The sequence below is a fragment of the Bradyrhizobium sp. LMG 9283 genome (genome assembly GCF_045571415.1).
Lineage (GTDB): Bacteria > Pseudomonadota > Alphaproteobacteria > Rhizobiales > Xanthobacteraceae > Bradyrhizobium.
The window spans coordinates 249,339-269,171 of record NZ_CP120691.1 but is presented as its reverse complement, the minus strand read 5'-3'; the positions used below and the strand labels follow the sequence as shown (position 1 = coordinate 269,171).

Here is a 19,833-nt window from a genome sequence, read left to right as displayed (position 1 = left end):
TATTCAGCCTCTCCGGCAGAGAGCTCAGAAGTCGGAAGCGATGCCCTTGCGCTCCCAATCGCCGTAGCGGGTGGGCTCGGGCCCCTGCGGCCCCTGCAACTCCTTTGCCTTTGCCTTTGTCTTGGCCTCGTCCTTGGCCTCCGCGGCCGCAGCCTGCCGGCGCGCTTCGGCCTCGGCAAGCGCGCGCTGCGCGGCCGGCGATAGCGGCTTGCGGCCGGGAACGGGAGGCTGGTCACTCATCGTCGGTCCTTCTAGCGCAGGACCGGGCGCAACGCGATGCCCAATAACGCATTCCTGAAATCGGCTCAAAGGGCTGAAAAACCCGCAAGCGATTCTTACATTTGGCATATTCGCGTGTCAGAGATCGCCTTCTCAAGGCATGCGCCCTTTGCGGCGGAACTGCCGCTCGCTCAGAACCTTGCTTCCGCATGCCATCTCAACGTTTCGTCCCTCCATCCGAAGTGCCAGGTCTTGCGGCACGCCGGATTGCCGCCGACATCGTCGACGGCGTGCTGCACAAGCACCGCACGCTTGACGACCAGCTCGACGGCGGCAGCGCTCATCCCGGACTGAAGACGCTGGCCGACCGCGACCGCGCGCTGATGCGGCGCCTCGTCGCCACGGTGCTGCGCCGGCTCGGCACGCTCGGCCATGTGCTGTCCCGCCTGCTCGACAAGGGCATTCCCTCCGATGCGCCGCGCGCGCAGAGCGCGCTCTTGATCGGCGCCGCCCAGATTCTCTGGATGGACGTGCCGGATCACGCCGCGGTCGATCTTTCCGTTCGCCTCGTGCAATCCGACCGCCGCGCCGCGCGCTATGCCGGCCTTGTCAACGCCGTGTTGCGCCGCTGTGCACGCGAGGGCAAGGCCCTGGTCGAGGAAGTTGCGACGCAATCGCTGGATCTGCCGCCATGGCTGCTCGCGCGCTGGAGCGCGCATTATGGCGAGGCGACCGCACGAGAGATGGCGCTGGCGCTCGGCCACGAGCCCTCGCTCGATCTGACGGTGAAGTCGGATGCCGCACAATGGGCGAGCCGCCTGCATGGCGAGACATTGCCGACGGGAACGGTGCGGATGCTGCTGCACGGTTCGGTGACCATGCTGCCCGGCTTCGCCGAGGGACAATGGTGGGTGCAAGATGCTGCCGCCGCGCTGCCCGCCCGGCTGTTCGGTGACGTCAAAGGCAAGTCCATTGCCGATCTCTGCGCCGCCCCCGGCGGCAAGACCGCGCAGCTGGCGCATGCCGGCGCGCATGTCACGGCCGTCGACCGCTCGCCCGCGCGGGTGGCGCGTTTGCGCGAAAACCTGGCGCGACTGTCGCTCCGGGCCGAGACTGTCGTTGCTGACGCCGTGGAATGGGCCGGCCCGGCCGAGGCCTTCGACGGTATCCTGATCGATGCGCCCTGTACCTCGACCGGTACGATCCGCCGTCATCCCGACGTGGCATGGCTGCGGCAAGAATCCGACATCGCCGCCCTGGCCGCGCTCCAGCAGCGGCTGCTGCGGAAATCAGTGTCGCTGCTCAAGCCGGGCGGGACGCTGGTCTATTGCACCTGTTCGCTGGAGCCCGAGGAGGGTGAGCAGGCGGTGGCGGCGCTGCTCGCCGCCGAGCCTGCGCTTCGCCGCGTCCCGATCAAGGCGTCGGAGGTGGCGGGCCTTGAGGAAATTCTCAACCGGGACGGTGATCTTCGCACCCTGCCCTGCCATCTGCCGAACGTCGATCCCAAGCTCGGCGGCCTCGACGGATTTTTCGCGGCCCGGCTCGTTAAATCCTGATTTTACACTGGATTTTGCGACCACGACGCTGATTCGCGCCGTTCAAGGTGGTGTCAGACGTCCGATTTTGGGATTAATAAGGATTCGTCGCTAATCCTCTCCCCATCAAGGCAAGGCGTGTCGGTCGCTCAACGCAGACGTATCTCGACGCTGGTCATGAACCGCTTCTCGCGGAACATGCTCGCGCGCGCGAGCGGCGGTTCCGTTGCGTTGTCGCGGGTCTGGCCCGGCCGCACCGACCGGCTGATCATCGCACCGCACGACCTGCGCACCGCGGACGCGACCCGCGCCGCCGAGATCTATGCCGGACGCTTTGTCTTCGCCGGCAAGATCGTCAATTGCCACGGCCGCTCGATCTTCGATCTTGAGCCGCCGTCGGAGGATTGGGAAGTTGCGCTGCTCGGCTTCGGCTGGCTGCGTCATTTGCGCGCCGCCGACACTGCGCTGACGCGGGCGAATGCGCGGGCGCTCATCGAAGACTGGATCGCCAACCCCGCCAACAAGCGCCGTCCCGTCGCGCGCCGCGCCGACGTGCTGGCCCGGCGCGTGATCTCGCTGCTGTCGCAGGCGCCATTGGTGCTGGGCGAGACCGACAACAAGTTCTATCGCCGTTACCTGCGCGCCCTGGCGCGAGAGATCCGCTTCCTGCGCTACACCATGGTCGACATTCCGGACGGGGTGCCGAAGCTCCAGGTGCTGATCGCGCTGTGCTATGCGGCCCTGTGTCTCGCCAACCAGACGCGTCACATCCGCAGCGCCTCGAAGAAGCTGTCCGACGAATTGCAGCGGCAGATCCTGCCCGACGGTGGACACGTCTCCCGCAACCCGGGCGCGCTGATCGAACTCCTGATCGACCTCTTGCCACTGCGGCAGACCTTTGCCGCGCGCAACATCGCGCCGCCGCCGGCGCTGCTCAATGCGATCGATCGCATGATGCCGATGCTTCGCTTCTTCCGGCACGGCGACGGCAATTTCGCCCTGTTCAACGGCATGAGCGCGACCTCTTCGGACCTGCTGGCCACGCTGCTCGCTTATGACGACACCCACGGCGCGCCGATGGCGAACATGCCGCATACCGGCTTCCAGCGCCTCGATGCCGGCCAGACCACTGTGATCATCGACACCGGCCCGCCGCCGCCGGCCGGCGTCAGCCATGATGCCCATGCCGGCTGCCTGTCGTTCGAACTGTCTTCCGGCATCAGCCGCATCGTCACCAATTGCGGCATGCCGACCACGGGTCGGGACAATTGGCGGCCGTTTGCACGCAGCACGGCGGCGCATTCGACGCTGACCTATCACGACACCTCGTCATGCCAGTTCGTCGAGATGTCGGCGATGAAGCGGCTCCTGCACGGCGCACCAGTCACGAGCGGTCCCGTCGAGGTCGAGAGTTATCGCGAGGTCGTGCCGAACGGCACGCTACTGACGACGTCGCATGACGGCTATCTCGGCAAGTTCGGGGCAATCCACCGCCGCGTGCTGATGATCACCAATGACGGCGCGCGCATCGATGGCGAGGATACGCTGTCGCCGCCGCAGGGCGGACGCTTCAAGGGCGCGGATGCCGATTTCGCGCTGCGCTTCCATCTGCATCCGGCGGTGAAGGCGAGCCGGCTGTCGGATGCCCGCGGCGTCATGCTGGTGCTGCCGAACCGCGACGTCTGGACCTTCGAAGCATTGGACGACAAGGTCGACCTCGAGGACAGCGTGTTCCTCGCCGGCAATGACGGCCCGCGCCGCACCGCCCAGATCGTGATCCGTCAGGACGCGCGGCAGGCCCCCTCCATCCGCTGGAGCTTTATCCGCTCTACCGCCTCGCCCGCAGTCACCAATGCTCGCCGCAACGCCAGGCGCGAGCCGGAACTTCCGCTTTGAACGCACGAATTCGGCCCATCTCGTCGTTGTGAAAACGGCCAAAAGCTGCTATCGAGCCCTCGCTCGCGCGACTGGCGACCTTGGATGGAGCACCATCGGGAAGCGCGGGACATAGAAGCCGCGCGCCTGGGCATAGACACTCCCTGAACAGAGGATCTTGCTCATGACTGACCATCCCCGCCGCGTCACCCGCGCCCTTCTCTCCGTCTCCGACAAAACCGGCCTGATCGAGTTCGCCAAAGCGCTTGCCGCGCATGATGTCGAGCTGGTCTCGACCGGCGGCACCGCCAAGGCCATTGCCGCGGCCGGCCTCAAGGTGAAGGACGTCTCCGACCTCACCGGCTTCCCCGAGATGATGGACGGTCGCGTCAAGACGCTGCATCCGAAGGTGCATGGCGGCCTGCTTGCGATCCGCGACAACAAGGAACATGCCGACGCGATGAAGGCGCACGGCATCGCGCCGATCGACCTGCTCGTCGTCAATCTCTATCCGTTCGAGGCGACGGTCGAGAAAGGCGCGGGATTCGAGGATTGCATCGAGAACATCGACATCGGCGGTCCCGCGATGATTCGCGCCGCCGCGAAGAATCATGACGACGTCGCCGTCGTGGTGGAGGCCGAGGACTACAAGGCCGTGCTCGACGAGCTCGCCGCCAACAAGGGCGCGACCACGCTGAAGCTGCGCCGGCGCCTCGCCGCAAAGGCCTATGCGCGCACCGCGGCCTATGACGCCGCGATCTCGAACTGGTTCAACCGCCAGCTCGAAATCGACGCGCCCGACTTCCGCGCCTTGGGCGGCCGGCTGATCCAGTCGCTGCGCTATGGCGAGAACCCGCACCAGACCGCGGCGTTCTATGCGACGCCCGACAAGCGCCCGGGCGTCTCCACCGCGCGGCAGCTGCAGGGCAAAGAGCTCTCCTACAACAACATCAACGACACCGATGCAGCCTATGAATGCATCGGTGAGTTCGACGCCAAGCGCACCGCGGCCTGCGTCATCGTCAAGCACGCCAACCCCTGCGGCGTCGCGGAAGGCTCCAGCCTCGTCGACGCCTATCGCAAGGCGCTGGCCTGCGACTCGACCTCGGCCTTCGGCGGCATCATTGCCATGAACCGTCCGCTCGATGCCGATACGGCCCGCGAGATCACCAAAATCTTCACCGAGGTGATCATCGCACCCGATGCCAGCGAGGAAGCGATTGCCATCATCGGCGGTAAGAAGAACCTCCGCTTGTTGCTCGCCGGCAGCCTGCCCGATCCGCGTGCGCCGGGCCTGACCGCCAAGACAGTGGCCGGCGGTCTGCTCGTGCAGAGCCGCGACAACGCCGTGGTCGACGACATGACGTTCAAGGTCGTGACCAAGCGCGCACCGACCGACGCGGAAATGCGTGACCTGAAATTCGCGTTCCGGGTGGCAAAGCACGTCAAGTCCAACACCATCATCTACGCCAAGGATCTCGCCACCGTCGGCATCGGCGCGGGCCAGATGAGTCGGGTGGATTCAGCGCGGATCGCGGCACGCAAGGCGCAGGATGCCGCAGCTGAGCTGAAGCTCGCCGAGCCGCTGACCAAGGGGTCGGTCGTGGCGTCGGATGCGTTCTTCCCGTTCGCCGACGGCATGCTCGCCTGCATCGAAGCCGGCGCCACCGCCGTGGTGCAGCCCGGCGGCTCCATGCGCGACGACGAGGTGATCAAGGCGGCCGACGAGCACGGCATCGCCATGGTGTTCACGGGTACGCGGCACTTCAGGCATTGACACGATCTGCGTAGCCCGGATGGAGCGTAAGCGTAATCCGGGTTCTCGCAGCTTGGTGGAGGCGGCCCCGGATTGCGCTTCGCTCCATCCGGGCTACGGACGGGGCTACTCCTTCACCCGCATCAACAGGCCCAGTCCCGCAACGAAGAACACCACCAGCACGGCCATGCCGGCCTTCTGGCTCGCGGTCACCGCTGTGATCATGCCGATCAAGAGCGGTCCGACGAAGGACGTCACCTTCCCGGTCAACGCGAACAGGCCAAAATACTGAGCGATGCGATCGTTCGGTGCGAGGTGAATCAGCAGCGTGCGGGAGGCGGCCTGCAGCGGGCCACCGGCTGCACCGATCAAGCAACCCAGCACGAGATAGGCGCGCTCCGCCGCGCTCGAGAACAAGGGAGCGCCTGCTTGCGGCGGCGCGACCTTGATGAAGAAGATCGCATCCTTGTCGACCAGCAGGATCGCCGCCAGCGACAGCAGCAGGAGCAGCAGGCTGCCGGCGATCACGCGCTTCGGCCCGAGACGATCGTCGAGCTTGCCGCCAAGCCATGCGCCGAGCGCGCCGGCAATCGCGAGCATGATGCCGAACGTGCCGATCTGGATCGTGTGCCAGCCGAACGTGCCTGCGGCATAGATGCCCCCGAACGCGAATAGTGACACGAGACCATCGGTGTAGATCATGTTGGCGAGCAGAAACGCCGCGAGCGACTTCTGCTTGGGCAGCCCTTTGATCGATTGCTTGAGCTCCCACAGGCCCTCGCGCAGCGCCTCGCGTAGCGGGCGCCTCGCCGGATAATCCGGCGTGAACAGGAACATCGGCGTCACGAAGATGATGAACCACAACCCGGTCAGCGGCCCGGCGGCACGGTCGCCCTGATGCGTGACGGGATCGAGCCCGAACAACGGCGCGAAGCCGAGCAGCGTGCGGCCGGTCTCTGGATTGGCGGCGAGCAGGCCGAGCACGATGATCAGGCCGACGATGCCGCCGATGTAGCCTGTGGCCCAGCCTGTGCCGGAGAGCCGGCCGATCCGCTCCGGCGGCACCAGGGTCGGCATCATCGCATTGTTGAAAACGGTGGCGAATTCCGCACCGACACTGGCGAGCGCGACCGCAGTGAGCAAGATCGGAATGATGGCGTAATCGCCGGGCTTGCCGATCCAGAGCGTGCAGGACGCCAGCACCAGCACCGCGCCGAAGCCTGCGATCCATGGCTTCCTGCGGCCAGCCGCGTCGGCGATGGCCCCCAGCACTGGCGATAGCAGCGCGATCGCAAGGCCCGCCGCGGCCATCGCAAATCCCCACAGCGACTGGCCGGTGGCGGGATTTGGCGCAACGCTGGTCGCGAAATAGGGCGCGAACACGAAGGTCGTGATCAGCGTGAAATAGGGCTGCGCGGCCCAGTCGAAGAAGATCCAGCTGACGACGGCGGCACGTGGCGGATAGGTGCGCGGGGCGCTGGTCATGCGCACGTCGGGGGCTATCGTCGTCATCACGCAGTCCTCATCACGAACAGTTTTGCCTCTCCTGAAGCAAACCGTATAGCATTGCAGCGAGACCTGTGAACTGGCCCGAGGCCGCGGCGGAAATTTGATGATGTCATCATATTCGACACGGCGGACATTCTTCGCCTTCATTGCCACTCTGGCGTTTGGCCTCGCCCCCGCGGCCGCTCAGGATGCGCGGCCGGGTTATGTCCGGCCCGCGCGCGATGCAGTGCGCGCCGTCGCCGCCGAGCACGGCATGGTGGTGGCGCAGGAGAAGATTTCCGCACAGATCGGCGCCGACATCCTGCGGCGCGGCGGCAATGCGGTCGATGCTGCGGTCGCGACCGGCTTTGCGATGGCCGTGACCTACCCGCGCGCCGGCAATATCGGCGGCGGCGGCTTCATGGTGATTCATTCCGCCGATCGCAATGAAGACATAACGATCGACTATCGCGAGACCGCGCCGGCTGCCACCACGCCGCAGATCTTCCTCGGCGCCGATGGCAAGCCTGACACGACGAAGTCACGGGATTCCGCGCTCGGCATCGGCGTGCCCGGCACGGTTGCCGGCCTCGCGCTGGCATTGGACAAATACGGCTCGGGCCAGTTCACGCTGGCGCAACTGCTCGCGCCCGCCATCGCGCTCGCCCGCGATGGCTTCGCCGTCAGCGACGACATTGCCGATACACTGCCGAGCTGGCACCGGCGGCTGGCACGTTGGCCTTCCTCGGCCAAGATCTTCTCGCGGCCTGATGGCACGCCGCTAGGCGAAGGCGACTGGCTGGTGCAGGGCGACCTCGCTGAAACGCTGTCGGCCGTCGCCGCACTGGGACCGCGCGGCTTCTATGAGGGGCCGGTCGCGGAGAAGCTCGCCAAGGCCGTGACCGGCGCCGGCGGGATCATGACGCCCGCCGACCTCAAGGCTTATCAACCGGTCATCCGCGCGCCGGTGCGCGGCACCTATCGCGGCTATGACATCGTCTCGATGCCGCTGCCGTCGTCCGGCGGCGTGGTGCTGGTCGAGACACTCAACATCCTCGAAGGATTTCAGCTCGCCGATCTGAAGCAGGGATCGCCCGCATCGCTGCATCTGCTGATCGAGGCCATGAAGCGCGCCTATGCCGACCGCGCGCGCTATCTCGGCGATCCCGCCTTCGTCAATGCACCAATCGAGACGCTCGTCGCGAAGGACTACGCCGCCAAGCTGCGCGCGAATATTTCTGCCGAACGCGCCACGCCGTCGAAAGAGCTCGTGTCCGCGTCGGCCGCGCCGCGTGAGGGCAGCAACACCACGCATTTTTCCGTCGTCGATGCCCGCGGCAACGCCGTCAGCAACACTTACACGCTGAACTTCAGCTATGGCGTCGGCCTCGTCGCCGACGGCACCGGCGTGCTGCTCAACAACGAGCTCGACGATTTCACCGCAGCAGTGGGCGCATCCAATGCCTATGGTCTAGTCGGCTTCGAGGCAAATCTGCCTGGACCCGGCAAACGGCCGCTCTCGTCGATGTCTCCGACCATCGTGCTGAGGGACGGCAAGCCGGTGCTGGTGACGGGCTCGCCTGGCGGCAGCCGCATCATCTCTACCGTGCTTCAGGTGATCGTGAACGTCCTCGACTACAAGATGGATGTTGCGGCCGCCGTCGCAGCGCCGCGGCTGCATCACCAATGGTTGCCGGATGAAGTGCGCGTCGAGCGCGGCTTTCCCGACGACGTGCTGCTCGCGCTTAAGGAGATGGGCCATCTCATCGTCGAGCCGATGGGGCAGACATCGGCGAATTCGATTCTCGTGACGCCGAACGGACCGCTCGGCGCGGCCGATCCGCGCACGCGTGGCGCGGAGGCGGCGGGGCAGTAAATCCGCTTTCTCTGCATGGCACGACAGCGCGCGCCGGCTTGCTCGGACCGCCGCGCATGCTAGGACCGCCCGCAAAGCAACTGCCGGGGAAACGCACATGACCACCGCCGATCCGAACCAGCGCATCGAACGCGCCGAGATCGAGGACACCAGCCTGCTCGCCTTCTATCGCGACATGAACACGTCCGAACGGCGGACGTTCTGGGCCTGCGCGGCGGGCTGGGCGCTCGATGGCATGGACTTCATGATCTATCCGCTGGTAATCGGCACCATCATCGCGCTGTGGAAGGTCGATGCCGCCTCGGCCGGCCTTGCCGGCACGGTGACACTGCTCGCCTCCGCCATCGGCGGCTGGCTCGGGGGTTATCTCTCCGACCATATCGGGCGGGTCAGGACGCTCCAGATCACCATCATCTGGTTCTCGTTCTTCTCGCTGGTCTGTGCGGTTGTGCAGAATTTCGACCAGCTCCTGATCGCGCGCGCCTTGCTCGGCCTCGGCTTTGGCGGCGAATGGGCAGCCGGCGCCGTGCTGATGGGCGAGGCGATCCGGCCGCAATTTCGTGGCCGCGCGGTCGGCTCGGTGCAGTCGGGCTGGGCGGTGGGCTGGGCTCTCGCCGTGCTGTCGCAGGCGATCCTGTTCTCGCTTCTGGCGGCGGAGACGGCCTGGCGCTGGATGTTCGTGATCGGCGCGCTGCCGGCCCTGCTCGTGTTCTACATCCGCCGCTCGGTCACCGAGCCGAAGATCGCAGCCGAGGCCCGCGCAAAGCAGGCGGAAACGGGCGGTCATCCGAAACTCTGGGAGATCTTCACCTTCCCGATCGTGAAGACCACGGTGCTTGCGTCGCTGATGGCAACGGGCTGCCAAGGTGGCTACTACGCCATCACCTTCTGGGTGCCGCAATTCCTGACCAAGGAGCGGCACCTGTCCATCGTCGGCTCGACCGGTTATCTGTCGACGCTGATCATCGGCTCCTTCATCGGTTATCTCACCGGTGCCTGGCTTGCCGACCGGATTGGGCGGCGCAATCTGTTCCTGATCTTCTCGCTCGGCGCCATGGCAGTGGTACTGCTCTACACGCAGCTGCCGCTGACCAACGAGATCCTCTGGATACTGGGTTTCCCGCTCGGCTTCTTCGCCTCCGGCTATTTCTCTGGCGTCGGCGCATTCCTGACCGAGCTCTATCCGACGCGGCTGCGCGGCTCGGGCCAGGGCTTTTGCTACAATTTCGGCCGCGGCATCGGCGCGCTGTTTCCATTCCTCGTCGGCGCGCTGTCGGCGACGACATCGCTTGCGAACGCGATCGCGATTTTTGCGGTGGTCGCCTATGCGGTGTTCTTCATCGCCGCCTTCGCGCTGCCGGAGACGCGCGGGCGCGTGCTGCACGCGGATTAATCGAGAGGCGTCATTCCGGGGCGCCCGAAGGACGAACCCAGAACCCTCGAGATTCCGGGTTCGGTGCTCCGCACCGCCCCGGAATGAGGATGGAAAGACTTACCGTCCGACCTGATACGGCCCGCCCTTCTCGAGCGCGCGGTTATACGCCGGCCGCGCGTGGATGCGCTCCAAGAACGCCATCGCCTTTGGATGGCCCTGCTCGAGCCCGCCGCGCGCTTGGGCTGCTTCCAGCGGAAAGCTCATCTGGATGTCGGCCGCGGTGAACTCGCTGCCGGCGAACCACTCGCTCTTGCCAAGCTCATCTTCCCAATAATCCATGTGCTGCTTCAGCTGCGGATTGACCAGCGCGGTCAGCGCCTGGTTGCAGACCTTGCGGACCAGCGGCCGAAGCAGCGCCGGCGCGCGCTTCGGCATCAGCGTGAATAGCAGCTTCAGGAGCAGCGGCTGCATCGCCGATCCTTCCGCATAGTGCAGCCAGTAGGTGTAGCGCAGCCGCTCCGGCGTGTTCGGCGGCGGGATCAGCCGACCGTTGCCATAGGTGGTGATGAGATATTCGATGATTGCGCCTGACTCGGCGATAGTGTTGCCGTTGTCGGTGATGACGGGCGACTTGCCGAGCGGATGGATGGCGCGCAGCTCCTTGGGCGCGCGCATGTCCGGCTGGCGCTGATAGCGCACGATCTCGTAAGGAACACCCAACTCCTCGAGCAGCCACAGCACGCGCTGCGAGCGGGAATTGTTGAGGTGGTGAACGGTCAGCATCGCAGGGTCCTCAAGGATTGGGCGTGGTCGATCAGCCGCGCCGTTCGTGCCAGCCCAGGAACACATTGTCGAGCGGCCGGTGCAGATATTTTCACCCGGGTATATTGACGCATGGAATTTACCCGGATATTAAAACGCGCAACACGATCAATATGGCAATGATTCCAATGCAAGGGACCTACACAGCCTTTGCCGGCCAGCGCCGGCTGGCCTCGGGCACGGCGGGCGATGTCGCGCTCGCGGTCAAGCGAGCCACGCAGCCCCTGGACCAGCCGATCATCGTCTTTGACGACGGGACGGGCCGGTCGATCGATTTCGACCTGCGCGGTGACGACCGCGAGGTGCTGGCGCGGCTGGCGAAGCTTGCCCCGCCGAGTGAGGCGGTTGAAGCACCCGCCGAGCCGCGCGGACGCGGCCGGCCGAAACTCGGCGTGGTCGCGCGCGAGGTGACCTTGCTGCCGCGGCACTGGGAGTGGCTCAACGCGCAGGCGGGCGGCGCCTCGGTCGCGCTGCGCAAGCTCGTCGACGATGCCAGACGCGCGAGCGGCGACAAGGACCGCGAGCGCCAGGCGCGCGATGCTGCCTATCATTTCATGTCGACCATGGCCGGCAATCTGCCGCAGTTCGAGGAAGCCTCGCGCGCGCTGTTCGCAGCGGACCGGCGGCGCTTCACCGGGCTGATCGCCGACTGGCCGATCGACATCCGCGACCACATCGTCAAGCTCGCCTACAGCGACCGCGCGTAAACCGCGCGCCCTCTCTTTCAACCCCATCGACGGCCGAGCCGCGCATTGCGCGGCAACGGCTTCGCACGCCCTGATGAAAGGCCAATCCATGTCCGCCGCAGCACCCCTCTGGACCACATTCCTCCGCTTCCTGGCTCCCTTGATGCTGAGCAATGCGCTGCAATCGCTGTTCGGCACGGTCAGCAATGTCTATCTCGGCCAGATGATCGGCGTCGACGCGCTGGCGGCGGTGTCGGCGTTCTTCCCCGTGATGTTCTTCCTGTTCGCCTTCGTCATGGGCCTGAGCACCGGCGCCACCGTGCTGATCGGCCAGGCCTTCGGCGCCGGCGAGCACGGCAAGATCAGGAGCGTGGTGGGTACGACGCTTGCTGTCGGCCTGTTGCTCTCGATCGCGATTGCACTCGTCGGCGGAGTTTTCAGCCGGCAATTGATGATGCTACTTGCCACGCCCGCGAACATTCTGGACGAGACCAGCGCCTATGCACGCATCGTGCTGCTCACGATGCCGCTCGGTTTCGTTTTCCTGCTGATGACGGCGATGATCCGCAGCGTCGGCGATGCGCTGACGCCGCTGCTGGCGCTGGCATTGTCGACGACGATCGGCCTGATCCTGACGCCGATGCTGATCCGCGGCACGTTCGGATTGCCGGCCGTCGGCATCACCAGTCCGGCATGGGCGGCGGCAATCGCCAACACGCTGACGCTGATCGCGCTGGCCATCTATCTGCTGCGGAAGAAGCATGCGCTCGCACCAGACGCTGCGTTGCTGGGGCATCTCCGGCTCAATCGCGCCGTGATCGGTAAGATTCTCGGCATCGGGCTGCCGAGCGCGATCGGCATGGTGGTGATGGCGATCGCGGAGCTGGTGCTGCTCGGCCTCGTCAACGGCTTCGGCTCAAACGCTACGGCCGCCTATGGCGCCGTCAATCAGGTGATGGGCTACACGCAGTTCACGGCGATGTCGATTTCGATCGCGGTCTCGATCCTCGGTGCGCAGGCGATCGGCGGCGGCGACCGGGCGCGGCTCGATAGCATCGTGCGCACCGGCCTTGCGTTCAATCTCGTCCTGACCGGCGGGCTGGTGGCGCTGATTTACCTGGCGCCGCGCGCGGTGCTTGGCATCTTCATCACCGACGGCGCCGTGCTCGATCTGGCGAAGGAGCTGCTGTACATCGCCTTGTGGAGCTCGGTGCCTTTCGGTCTCGCCACGGTGTTTTCCGGTGCGATGCGCGCAGCCGGCGTCGCCTTTACACCGATGCTGCTGTCGATCTTCGCAATCGTCGCGATCGAGCTACCGGCCGCAATGGTCCTGAGCCGCACGATCGGCCTTGGGGGCGTGTGGGCAGCCTATCCGATCGTGTTCTGCGCCATGTTCGTCTTGCAGATGGGCTATTACCTCCTGGTGTGGCGCAAGCAGGCGATCCGGCGTCTGGTCTGACCGCCAAAGTATTATGACCATCATTAAACGGTGGACCTGTGGCGCGGCCTGCGCCACAATGAGCAAAAAGCGACGTCAGGGAGAATGATATTGACCCGCACCGCCCCGCAATTCCTGTTCGACTTCGGCAGCCCCAACGCCTATCTCAGCCATCTGGCGATCCCGGCGATCGAGCAGCGCATCGGCGTCAAGTTCGAATATGTGCCGATCCTGCTCGGCGGCATTTTCAAGTCGACCAACAACAAGTCCCCGGCCGAGACGCTGGCCGGCGTCAAGAACAAGCGCGAGTTCCAGGCGATCGAGACCGAGCGCTTCATCAAGCGCTTTCATGTCCAGCCCTATGTCTGGAATCCGCATTTTCCCGTCAACACGCTGAACCTGATGCGCGCGGCAATCGCGGCGCAGCTCGAAGGCGTCTTCGAAAAATATGTCGAGGCTGCCTTCCACCACATGTGGCGCGAGCCGAAGAAGATGGACGATCCTGAAATCGCGGCGAAGGCGCTGGAGTCCTCCGGCCTCGATGCGCAGAAGCTGTTCGCCCGGGCCGGGGAACCCGAAGTGAAGGGCAGACTGATGAAGAACACCGAAGAGGCGGTTGCCCGCGGCGCGTTCGGCTCGCCGACCTTCTTCGTCGGCAACGAGATGTTCTTTGGCAAGGAGCAGCTACGCGAAGTCGAGGAGATGGTCCTGGGCAAATAGCCTCGTTCTCCAGCGACAGAATGTGATTGCGGAAACATTCTGGGTTGCTTCGCTTCGCTCGCAATGACGACTATAGATAGACCGCCAACAGCAAGAATAAGGACAATCCCATGCGTATCCTCGTGGTCGGCGCCGGCGCCATCGGCGGCTATTTTGGTGGCAGGCTGTTGCAGGCCGGCCGCGACGTCACCTTCCTGGTCCGGCCGCGGCGCGCCAGCGAGCTTGCGAGCGCCGGCCTCGTCATCAAGAGCCCGAACGGCGACGTGACCTTGAAGAACCCGCCGACCGTGCAGGCGGACGCGCTCAAGGACAAGTTCGACGTCGTGCTCTTGAGCTGCAAGGCGTTCGACCTCGACGACGCCATCAAGTCGTTCGCGGCGGCGGTCGGGCCGAACACGGCCATCATTCCGATGCTCAACGGCATGAAGCACCTCGACACACTGGATGCCAAGTTCGGCAAGGAGCGCGTGCTTGGCGGCCTCTGCGCCATCGCCGCGACGCTGAGCGAGAAGCGCGAGGTGGTGCAGCTCCAGCCGATGCAGTCGATCAGTTACGGCGAGCGCGACGGCAAGATGTCGGACCGGGTGAAGGCGATCGACGAGGCCTTCAGGAGCGGCATCACCGGTGCCGCCGCCAGTCAGAACATCATGCAGGACATGTGGGAGAAGTGGGTGTTCCTCTCCTCGCTGGCGGCATCCACCAGCCTGATGCGCGCCTCGGTCGGCAACATCCTTGCGGCTCCCGGCGGCCGGGATTTCCTGCTCGGCATGCTGGATGAGACCAGCGCCATCGCCACCGCGTCGGGCTATCCGCCGGGCGGACCGTTCTTCGAGCGGGTGAAGGGCAACCTCACCACCGAGGGCTCGCCGATGACGGCCTCGATGTTCCGCGACATCAAGGCGGGCCTGCCGGTCGAAGCCGATCACGTGATCGGCGATCTCATCGCGCGCGCCGATGCCGCCAAGGTGCCGGTGCCGAAGCTGCGCATCGCGTACACGCATCTGAAGGCGTACGAGAAGCAGCGGGCGGGATAGCTCCGCACTCGGTTGTCGCCCCGGACAAGCGTAGCTCTCGACAGCGCGAAGCGTTGTCCAGAGCGGAGCGCCGACGGGACCATAACCACAGGGCGTGATTATTGCGTGAGACGGTCACTCCGAGTCTTCGCCAAACTTGATCCTGTGGCTGTGGGTCCCGGATCGACGCACACTTGAGGCGCGCTTGTCCGGGACGACGGCGGAGTTTGTGGCTACACCTTCCGCTACTGCAAGTGCGCGAGATAGTGCGAGACCGCCGTGATTTCCTCGTCACTCATGTGATAGGCGACATCGGCCATCGCGGCGACGCCGCCGCCGACGCGCTGGCCGGCTTTGTAGTCGTGCAGCGCCTTGACGAGGTATTCCTCGCGTTGGCCGGCGAGCCGCGCAACCGCCTTGGTGCCGGCATAGCTATCCGTGTGGCATGACGCGCAGCGGCGGCCCGCGGCAACCTGCGCGCCCTTTTTCGACAGGTCCGGATCCTTGTCCTCCGGACCCTTCGGTGGCGCGAGCTGGGAGAAATAGGCGCCGAGATTGCGGATGTCCTCGTTGCTGATCTCCTCGACGATCGGCTGCATCTGCTCGTTCTTGCGCGAGCCGGCGCGGAAGAACACGAGCTGCCACTGCAGGAATTGATCGGGCTGGCCAGCGAGCGAGGGGATGTTCTCGGTCTGCGAGATGCCGTTCTCGCCGTGACAGCCGGCGCAGACGGAGGCTTTTTCCTTGATCGCGGCGTTATCGGCGGCTCGGGCCGGGTTAGATGAAAGCAGAAGCGTCGCACACAGAATTCCGAACCGAACGACCCGCATCGCTGATTTCTCCGACTGTCATTGCCGGGCTAGACCCGGCAATCCATCTCTTTTGAAAAGTTTCTCGTTTGATGGATGCCCGGATCAAGTCCGGGCATGACGAACGTGTTCCATTGCAAGTCCGTCACAAGCAAAAGAGGCTGCGGCCGTCACCCGGTCGCAGCCCCGTTCTCGTGTCGCGCTACTTCTTGCTGTAGCTGATGCGATAGATCGCGCCGGCCCAGTCGTCGGCAACGAGGATCGATCCGTCCTTGGCGAGGATGATGTCGTTGGGACGGCCGAGATAGCCCTGGTCGCCCTCGAGCCAGCCGGAGGCGAAGATCTCCTGCTTCGGGTTCTTGCCGTCGGGCCCGACGATCACGCGCACGATGCGTGCGCCCTGGTACTTGTGACGATTCCAGGAGCCGTGCTCGGCTATCAGGATGTTGTTCTTGTAGTCGGCGGGGAACTGGTCGCCGGTATAGAACTTCATGCCGAGCGGAGCGACATGGGCGCCGAGATTCAGCACGGGCGGTGTGAACTCGGAGCATTTGTGGCCCATCGCGAACTTGTCATCAGGCAGATTGCCCTGGTGGCAATAGGGATAGCCGAAATGTTCGCCGATCCTGTTGATCATGTTCAGCTTGTCCGAGGGCAGATCATCGCTGATCCAGTCCCGGGCATTCTCGGTGAACCAGAGCTTGCCGGTGCGCGGATCGACGTCGCCGCCGACCGAGTTGCGGACACCGAGCGCCCAGATCTCGGCGTTGCCGGTCTTGGGATCGACGCGCCGGATCTGCGACACGCTGGTCGGCGGAATGCCGACATTGAAGGGCGGTCCGAACGGCAGGAAGAACCAGCCGTCCTTGTCGACCGCGATGTACTTCCAGCCATGCGCGGCATAGGACGGCATGTCGTCATAGACGACCTTGCCCTGGCCGAGATTGTCGAGATTGGCTTCGGCGTTGTCGTAGCGGATCAGCTTGTCGACGGCGATGACGTAGAGCGCGCCGTCCTTGAAGGCGAGCCCGGTGGGCATGTTCAGGCCCTTCAGGACAGTCTTGACCTCTTTCTTTCCGTTGTTGTCCTTGATGGCATAGACGTTGCCGAGGCCGAACGAGCCGACGAACAGCGTGCCCTTGTCACCCCAGGCCATCTGCCGCGCGGCCAGCACGCCCGAGGCGTAGACCTCGATTTTGAAGCCCGGCGGCAGCTTGATTTTCTTGACGATGTTGGCGAGCTCGGCGTCGGAGGCGCCGGTCGGCGGGCCCGAGGGCGGTGCGAGGCCCTTCTGCGCCTCGGTCTCGTCGCCGAGGAACCAGTCGTCCGGCGGATGGGTCCAGAACTCCTTGGTACCGGATTCGTATTTCTTCAGCGGCCGGTTCTTGTCCTGTTGCTGCGCATTGCCGGCGCCGGTCCCGGCAAGAAGGGCCACGGCCGCAAGCGCCAACACGGATCGATGGATCATCGATGTCATCGCGTCACTCCCCTAAGGCAGCCGTGAGGGCTGCGCGTTATTTTGTTTTGCTAGTCGAGAGGCGAAGTTTTGAGTCCGTCGGGACGACAGACGCAAAAAGGTTAGCACATCTGCCGCTAGTGAGAAGCGCGCCGGGTGCAGCGCGGCTGCGTTCATTAAAAATTGAGACGGAATGTCAATGAACAGACGATGCAGCGACGACCGCACCCTCGCTGCAACGCGGAATCAATTTGCGCATGGATTTCAGGCGGCATGAGGGGGCGATATGCAAAAAGTGCGAAAACAACCCCATGCACAGTAGACCGGCTCCAGCTGACCTGCTCCCGCTGACACCGGACAGCCATTTGAAGCGTCGAGCAAAATAGCAATCGCGGCGCTTAGAAAGCGACGGGGTAGGGCCCGTCGTCGAACACGGTGTCATGATAGCCTTTCGACCCGATCTCGCGCGCCAGGGTGCTGCGAATATCGCGGCCATCTCGCAGGCTGCGCAGCACATGCGCGAAGTCGAATTCGGGCCGCCAGCCGAGCTCACGCCGCGCGCGCTCGTTGACAAAGACGCGGTCGATCGCGGGGAAGAGCCGCCAGCCGCGCGCCGCATAGAGCTGCGCACATTCCGGATAGAGCTCGCGGACGACACCGGCGGCATCGCGCGCAAGCGCCTCGAGATGCCGTTGCTCGAACGGGCTCGTGGCCGAGACGATGTAGCGGGCGAACCCGATTCTGGGCGCGCGCTCGACGGCCAGCAGATGGGCGCTGACCGCGTCCGCGATATCCAGGCGGCGATAGAGCAGCTCGTTGGCCTGCGCGTTCTCAAGCGCGTAGGCCGACCGCATCGCGGGATCATCGTCGTCCTCGGGAAAGAAGCGCGAGGTTCGCAGGATGAGGACCGGCAGGGCGCGCTCGCGAAAGAACAGTTCGCAGAGGTTCTCGGCCATCAGCTTGGTCGTGCCGTAGATGTTCTTCGGCACCGGCGGCAGGTCCTCGGTGACCCAAACGGCCGCCTGCCCGGCCTCAGGGCGCAGCTGCGAGCCGAACGCGCTGGTGGTGCTGGTGAAGACGAAACTCTTCACGCCGGCCGCCGCGGCCGCCTCGAGCAGGTTGAGCGTGCCAGTGACGTTGGTGTCGACGAAATCCTGCTTCGTGTGGGTCGCCACATGCGGCTTATGGAGGGTCGCGGTGTGGATGACGGCGCTGACGCCATCCATCTGGCGCCGCACGAAGCCGGGATCGACGATCGAGCCGACGGCATCTGTGAAGGGGGAGGGCTTCAGATCAATCCCGCGGGCAGGCGACCCACGCCCACGGAGTGTCCGCAGGATGGCCTCTCCGAGGTGACCCGCGCTACCCGTGACCAGGATTGTCATGTCAGATCCAATACAGCCGTCAGCAGCGTGGAAAACCACGGCCCTATCCGGTTAGGCTGGATGCTCTGGGAAAAATTGGAGCGGGCGAAGGGGCTCGAACCCTCGACCCCGACCTTGGCAAGGTCGTGCTCTACCACTGAGCTACACCCGCATCCTGTGTCGGTCGCGTGACGCGCCGGCAACGGCTGTCGTATGCCAAAAGCGGGAGGGGAATGCAACAGCTACCGGCGGGATAGATTCGCAATTGAGGGCCCCAAATGGACCTCCAACATGGCCAAATCGACCGGAAAAGCCCCGGAACCGGCGAATCAGGGCGCCTGGATTGAAATTCGGCCCATTCGGCCCAATTTAGGAGCCGACAACAAGCATATGATGCGGCGGCGTGCTAAAGAGCCGCCATTCCAGACATGACGAGGGGATCCCGTGACGATCATCGACCAGGGTAACGGAGCGGCGGGCCCGGCTGCGGCCGATCTGATCAAGGACACCACCACCCAGACCTTCGTGAAGGATGTCATCGAGGAATCGAAGCGCCAGCCGGTGCTGATCGATTTCTGGGCGGAGTGGTGCGGCCCCTGCAAGCAGCTCACCCCGGTGCTTGAGAAGGCCGTGAAGGCGGCCAAGGGCAAGGTCAAGCTGGTCAAGATGAACATCGACCACCATCCGGCGATCCCGGGCCAGATGGGCATCCAGTCGATCCCGGCCGTGATCGCCTTCGTCAACGGCCAGCCGGCCGACGGCTTCATGGGCGCGGTGCCGGAGAGCCAGATCAATGCCTTCATCGAGCGGCTGACCAAGGGCGTCATCGCGCCGGGCGAGGTCAATGTCGCCGAGATCGTGCAGGAGGCCGAAACGGTGCTCGCCGAGGGCGACACGGCGGCGGCGGCGCAGATCTACGCCGAGGCGCTCCAGCATGATTCGACCAATATCGCGGCGCTTGCGGGCCTTGCAAAGTGCTACGCCGTCTCCGGCGCGATGGAGCAGGCCAAGCAGACGCTGGCCATGGTGCCGGAATCCAAGCGCAGCGACGCGGCCGTGAAGGCCGTGCAGACCGCGATCGATCTCGCCGAGCAGGCGAAATCGCTTGGACCTGTCGCCGAGCTGGAACAGAAAGTCGCCGCAAACCCGCTCGATCATCAGGCTCGATTCGACCTCGCCACCGCGCTCAACGCACAAGGCAACCGCGCGGCGGCGACCGAGCAGCTGCTCGAGATCGTCAAGCGCGACCGCAAATGGAACGATGACGGCGCCCGCAAGCAGCTGGTGCAGTTCTTCGAGGCGTGGGGCGGCACGGATGATGCAACCGTCGAGGGGCGCAAGCGTTTGTCGACGATCCTGTTTTCGTAGGGACGTACTGGCGACGCCAGGGGGACCGGGCAG

General features: G+C 64.9%; 16 protein-coding genes, 1 tRNA gene and 1 riboswitch. Of the genes, 10 read left to right on the top strand and 7 right to left on the bottom strand.

What is annotated here, in order from left to right; genetic code table 11:
* Positions 1–24: 24 nt before the first annotated feature.
* Positions 25–240 carry a DUF1674 domain-containing protein gene (locus P6U29_RS01250; protein ID WP_407115965.1) on the bottom strand — a complete coding sequence of 72 codons (216 nt, stop codon included), beginning with the start codon at positions 238–240 and terminating at the stop codon, positions 25–27.
* Between the two features lie 188 nt (positions 241–428).
* Between P6U29_RS01250 and P6U29_RS01245 the strand changes: the two genes are divergently transcribed.
* The 3 genes from P6U29_RS01245 to purH all read left to right on the top strand — a co-directional run bounded on the left by P6U29_RS01245 (position 429) and on the right by purH (position 5,406).
* Complete coding sequence (locus P6U29_RS01245) at positions 429–1,775, top strand: RsmB/NOP family class I SAM-dependent RNA methyltransferase (protein WP_407115964.1); 1,347 nt, start codon at positions 429–431, stop codon at positions 1,773–1,775.
* Between the two features lie 156 nt (positions 1,776–1,931).
* On the top strand, positions 1,932–3,650 hold the full coding sequence (locus P6U29_RS01240; protein WP_407115963.1) for a heparinase II/III family protein: 1,719 nt from the start codon (positions 1,932–1,934) through the stop codon (positions 3,648–3,650).
* Between the two features lie 57 nt (positions 3,651–3,707).
* Positions 3,708–3,789: riboswitch (ZMP/ZTP riboswitch) on the top strand.
* A gap of 24 nt (positions 3,790–3,813) precedes the next feature.
* Positions 3,814–5,406 carry a bifunctional phosphoribosylaminoimidazolecarboxamide formyltransferase/IMP cyclohydrolase gene (gene purH, locus P6U29_RS01235; RefSeq protein ID WP_407115962.1) on the top strand — a complete coding sequence of 531 codons (1,593 nt, stop codon included), beginning with the start codon at positions 3,814–3,816 and terminating at the stop codon, positions 5,404–5,406.
* Positions 5,407–5,511: 105 nt separating this feature from the next.
* Here the strand turns inward: purH and P6U29_RS01230 are convergent, their stop codons facing one another.
* Positions 5,512–6,897 carry an MFS transporter gene (locus tag P6U29_RS01230; RefSeq protein ID WP_407115961.1) on the bottom strand — a complete coding sequence of 462 codons (1,386 nt, stop codon included), beginning with the start codon at positions 6,895–6,897 and terminating at the stop codon, positions 5,512–5,514.
* A 100-nt stretch (positions 6,898–6,997) separates the two neighbouring features.
* Here P6U29_RS01230 and ggt point away from each other — a divergent pair, with 100 nt between their 5' ends.
* Both ggt and P6U29_RS01220 read left to right on the top strand, forming a co-directional pair.
* Positions 6,998–8,749, top strand: coding sequence for a gamma-glutamyltransferase (ggt, locus tag P6U29_RS01225; protein ID WP_407115960.1), 1,752 nt, complete (start codon positions 6,998–7,000; stop codon positions 8,747–8,749).
* A 97-nt stretch (positions 8,750–8,846) separates the two neighbouring features.
* Positions 8,847–10,142 carry an MFS transporter gene (locus P6U29_RS01220; RefSeq protein ID WP_407115959.1) on the top strand — a complete coding sequence of 432 codons (1,296 nt, stop codon included), beginning with the start codon at positions 8,847–8,849 and terminating at the stop codon, positions 10,140–10,142.
* A gap of 99 nt (positions 10,143–10,241) precedes the next feature.
* Here the strand turns inward: P6U29_RS01220 and P6U29_RS01215 are convergent, their stop codons facing one another.
* Positions 10,242–10,907, bottom strand: a complete 666-nt coding sequence (locus tag P6U29_RS01215) for a glutathione S-transferase family protein (RefSeq protein ID WP_407115958.1) — start codon at positions 10,905–10,907, stop codon at positions 10,242–10,244.
* A gap of 152 nt (positions 10,908–11,059) precedes the next feature.
* Between P6U29_RS01215 and P6U29_RS01210 the strand changes: the two genes are divergently transcribed.
* The 4 genes from P6U29_RS01210 (at position 11,060) to panE (ending at position 14,824) form a co-directional block, all read left to right on the top strand.
* Complete coding sequence (locus tag P6U29_RS01210) at positions 11,060–11,653, top strand: DUF2239 family protein (protein ID WP_407115957.1); 594 nt, start codon at positions 11,060–11,062, stop codon at positions 11,651–11,653.
* Positions 11,654–11,741: 88 nt separating this feature from the next.
* Positions 11,742–13,091, top strand: coding sequence for an MATE family efflux transporter (locus tag P6U29_RS01205; RefSeq protein ID WP_407115956.1), 1,350 nt, complete (start codon positions 11,742–11,744; stop codon positions 13,089–13,091).
* Between the two features lie 90 nt (positions 13,092–13,181).
* Positions 13,182–13,790 (top strand): 2-hydroxychromene-2-carboxylate isomerase, encoded by a 609-nt coding sequence (locus P6U29_RS01200; RefSeq protein WP_407115955.1) that lies wholly within the window; start codon positions 13,182–13,184, stop codon positions 13,788–13,790.
* A 110-nt stretch (positions 13,791–13,900) separates the two neighbouring features.
* Positions 13,901–14,824 carry a 2-dehydropantoate 2-reductase gene (gene panE, locus P6U29_RS01195; protein WP_407115954.1) on the top strand — a complete coding sequence of 308 codons (924 nt, stop codon included), beginning with the start codon at positions 13,901–13,903 and terminating at the stop codon, positions 14,822–14,824.
* A gap of 224 nt (positions 14,825–15,048) precedes the next feature.
* On the opposite strand, the gene P6U29_RS01190 is transcribed toward panE, so the two are convergent.
* From P6U29_RS01190 to P6U29_RS01175, 4 genes are all read right to left on the bottom strand, one after another.
* Positions 15,049–15,633 carry a c-type cytochrome gene (locus tag P6U29_RS01190; RefSeq protein WP_407115953.1) on the bottom strand — a complete coding sequence of 195 codons (585 nt, stop codon included), beginning with the start codon at positions 15,631–15,633 and terminating at the stop codon, positions 15,049–15,051.
* A 181-nt stretch (positions 15,634–15,814) separates the two neighbouring features.
* A complete protein-coding gene (locus tag P6U29_RS01185) occupies positions 15,815–17,089 on the bottom strand; it encodes a PQQ-dependent sugar dehydrogenase (protein WP_407115952.1) in 1,275 nt (424 codons plus the stop codon).
* Positions 17,090–17,466: 377 nt separating this feature from the next.
* Complete coding sequence (locus tag P6U29_RS01180) at positions 17,467–18,453, bottom strand: NAD-dependent epimerase/dehydratase family protein (RefSeq protein WP_407115951.1); 987 nt, start codon at positions 18,451–18,453, stop codon at positions 17,467–17,469.
* 76 nt (positions 18,454–18,529) lie between these two features.
* Positions 18,530–18,604: transfer RNA gene (locus P6U29_RS01175), tRNA-Gly, on the bottom strand.
* 272 nt (positions 18,605–18,876) lie between these two features.
* On the opposite strand from P6U29_RS01175, the gene trxA reads away from it, so the two are divergent.
* The gene (trxA, locus tag P6U29_RS01170; RefSeq protein WP_407115950.1) at positions 18,877–19,800 is read left to right on the top strand and encodes a thioredoxin; all 924 of its coding nucleotides are present in this window, start codon (positions 18,877–18,879) and stop codon (positions 19,798–19,800) included.
* The last annotated feature ends 33 nt before the right edge of the window (positions 19,801–19,833 follow it).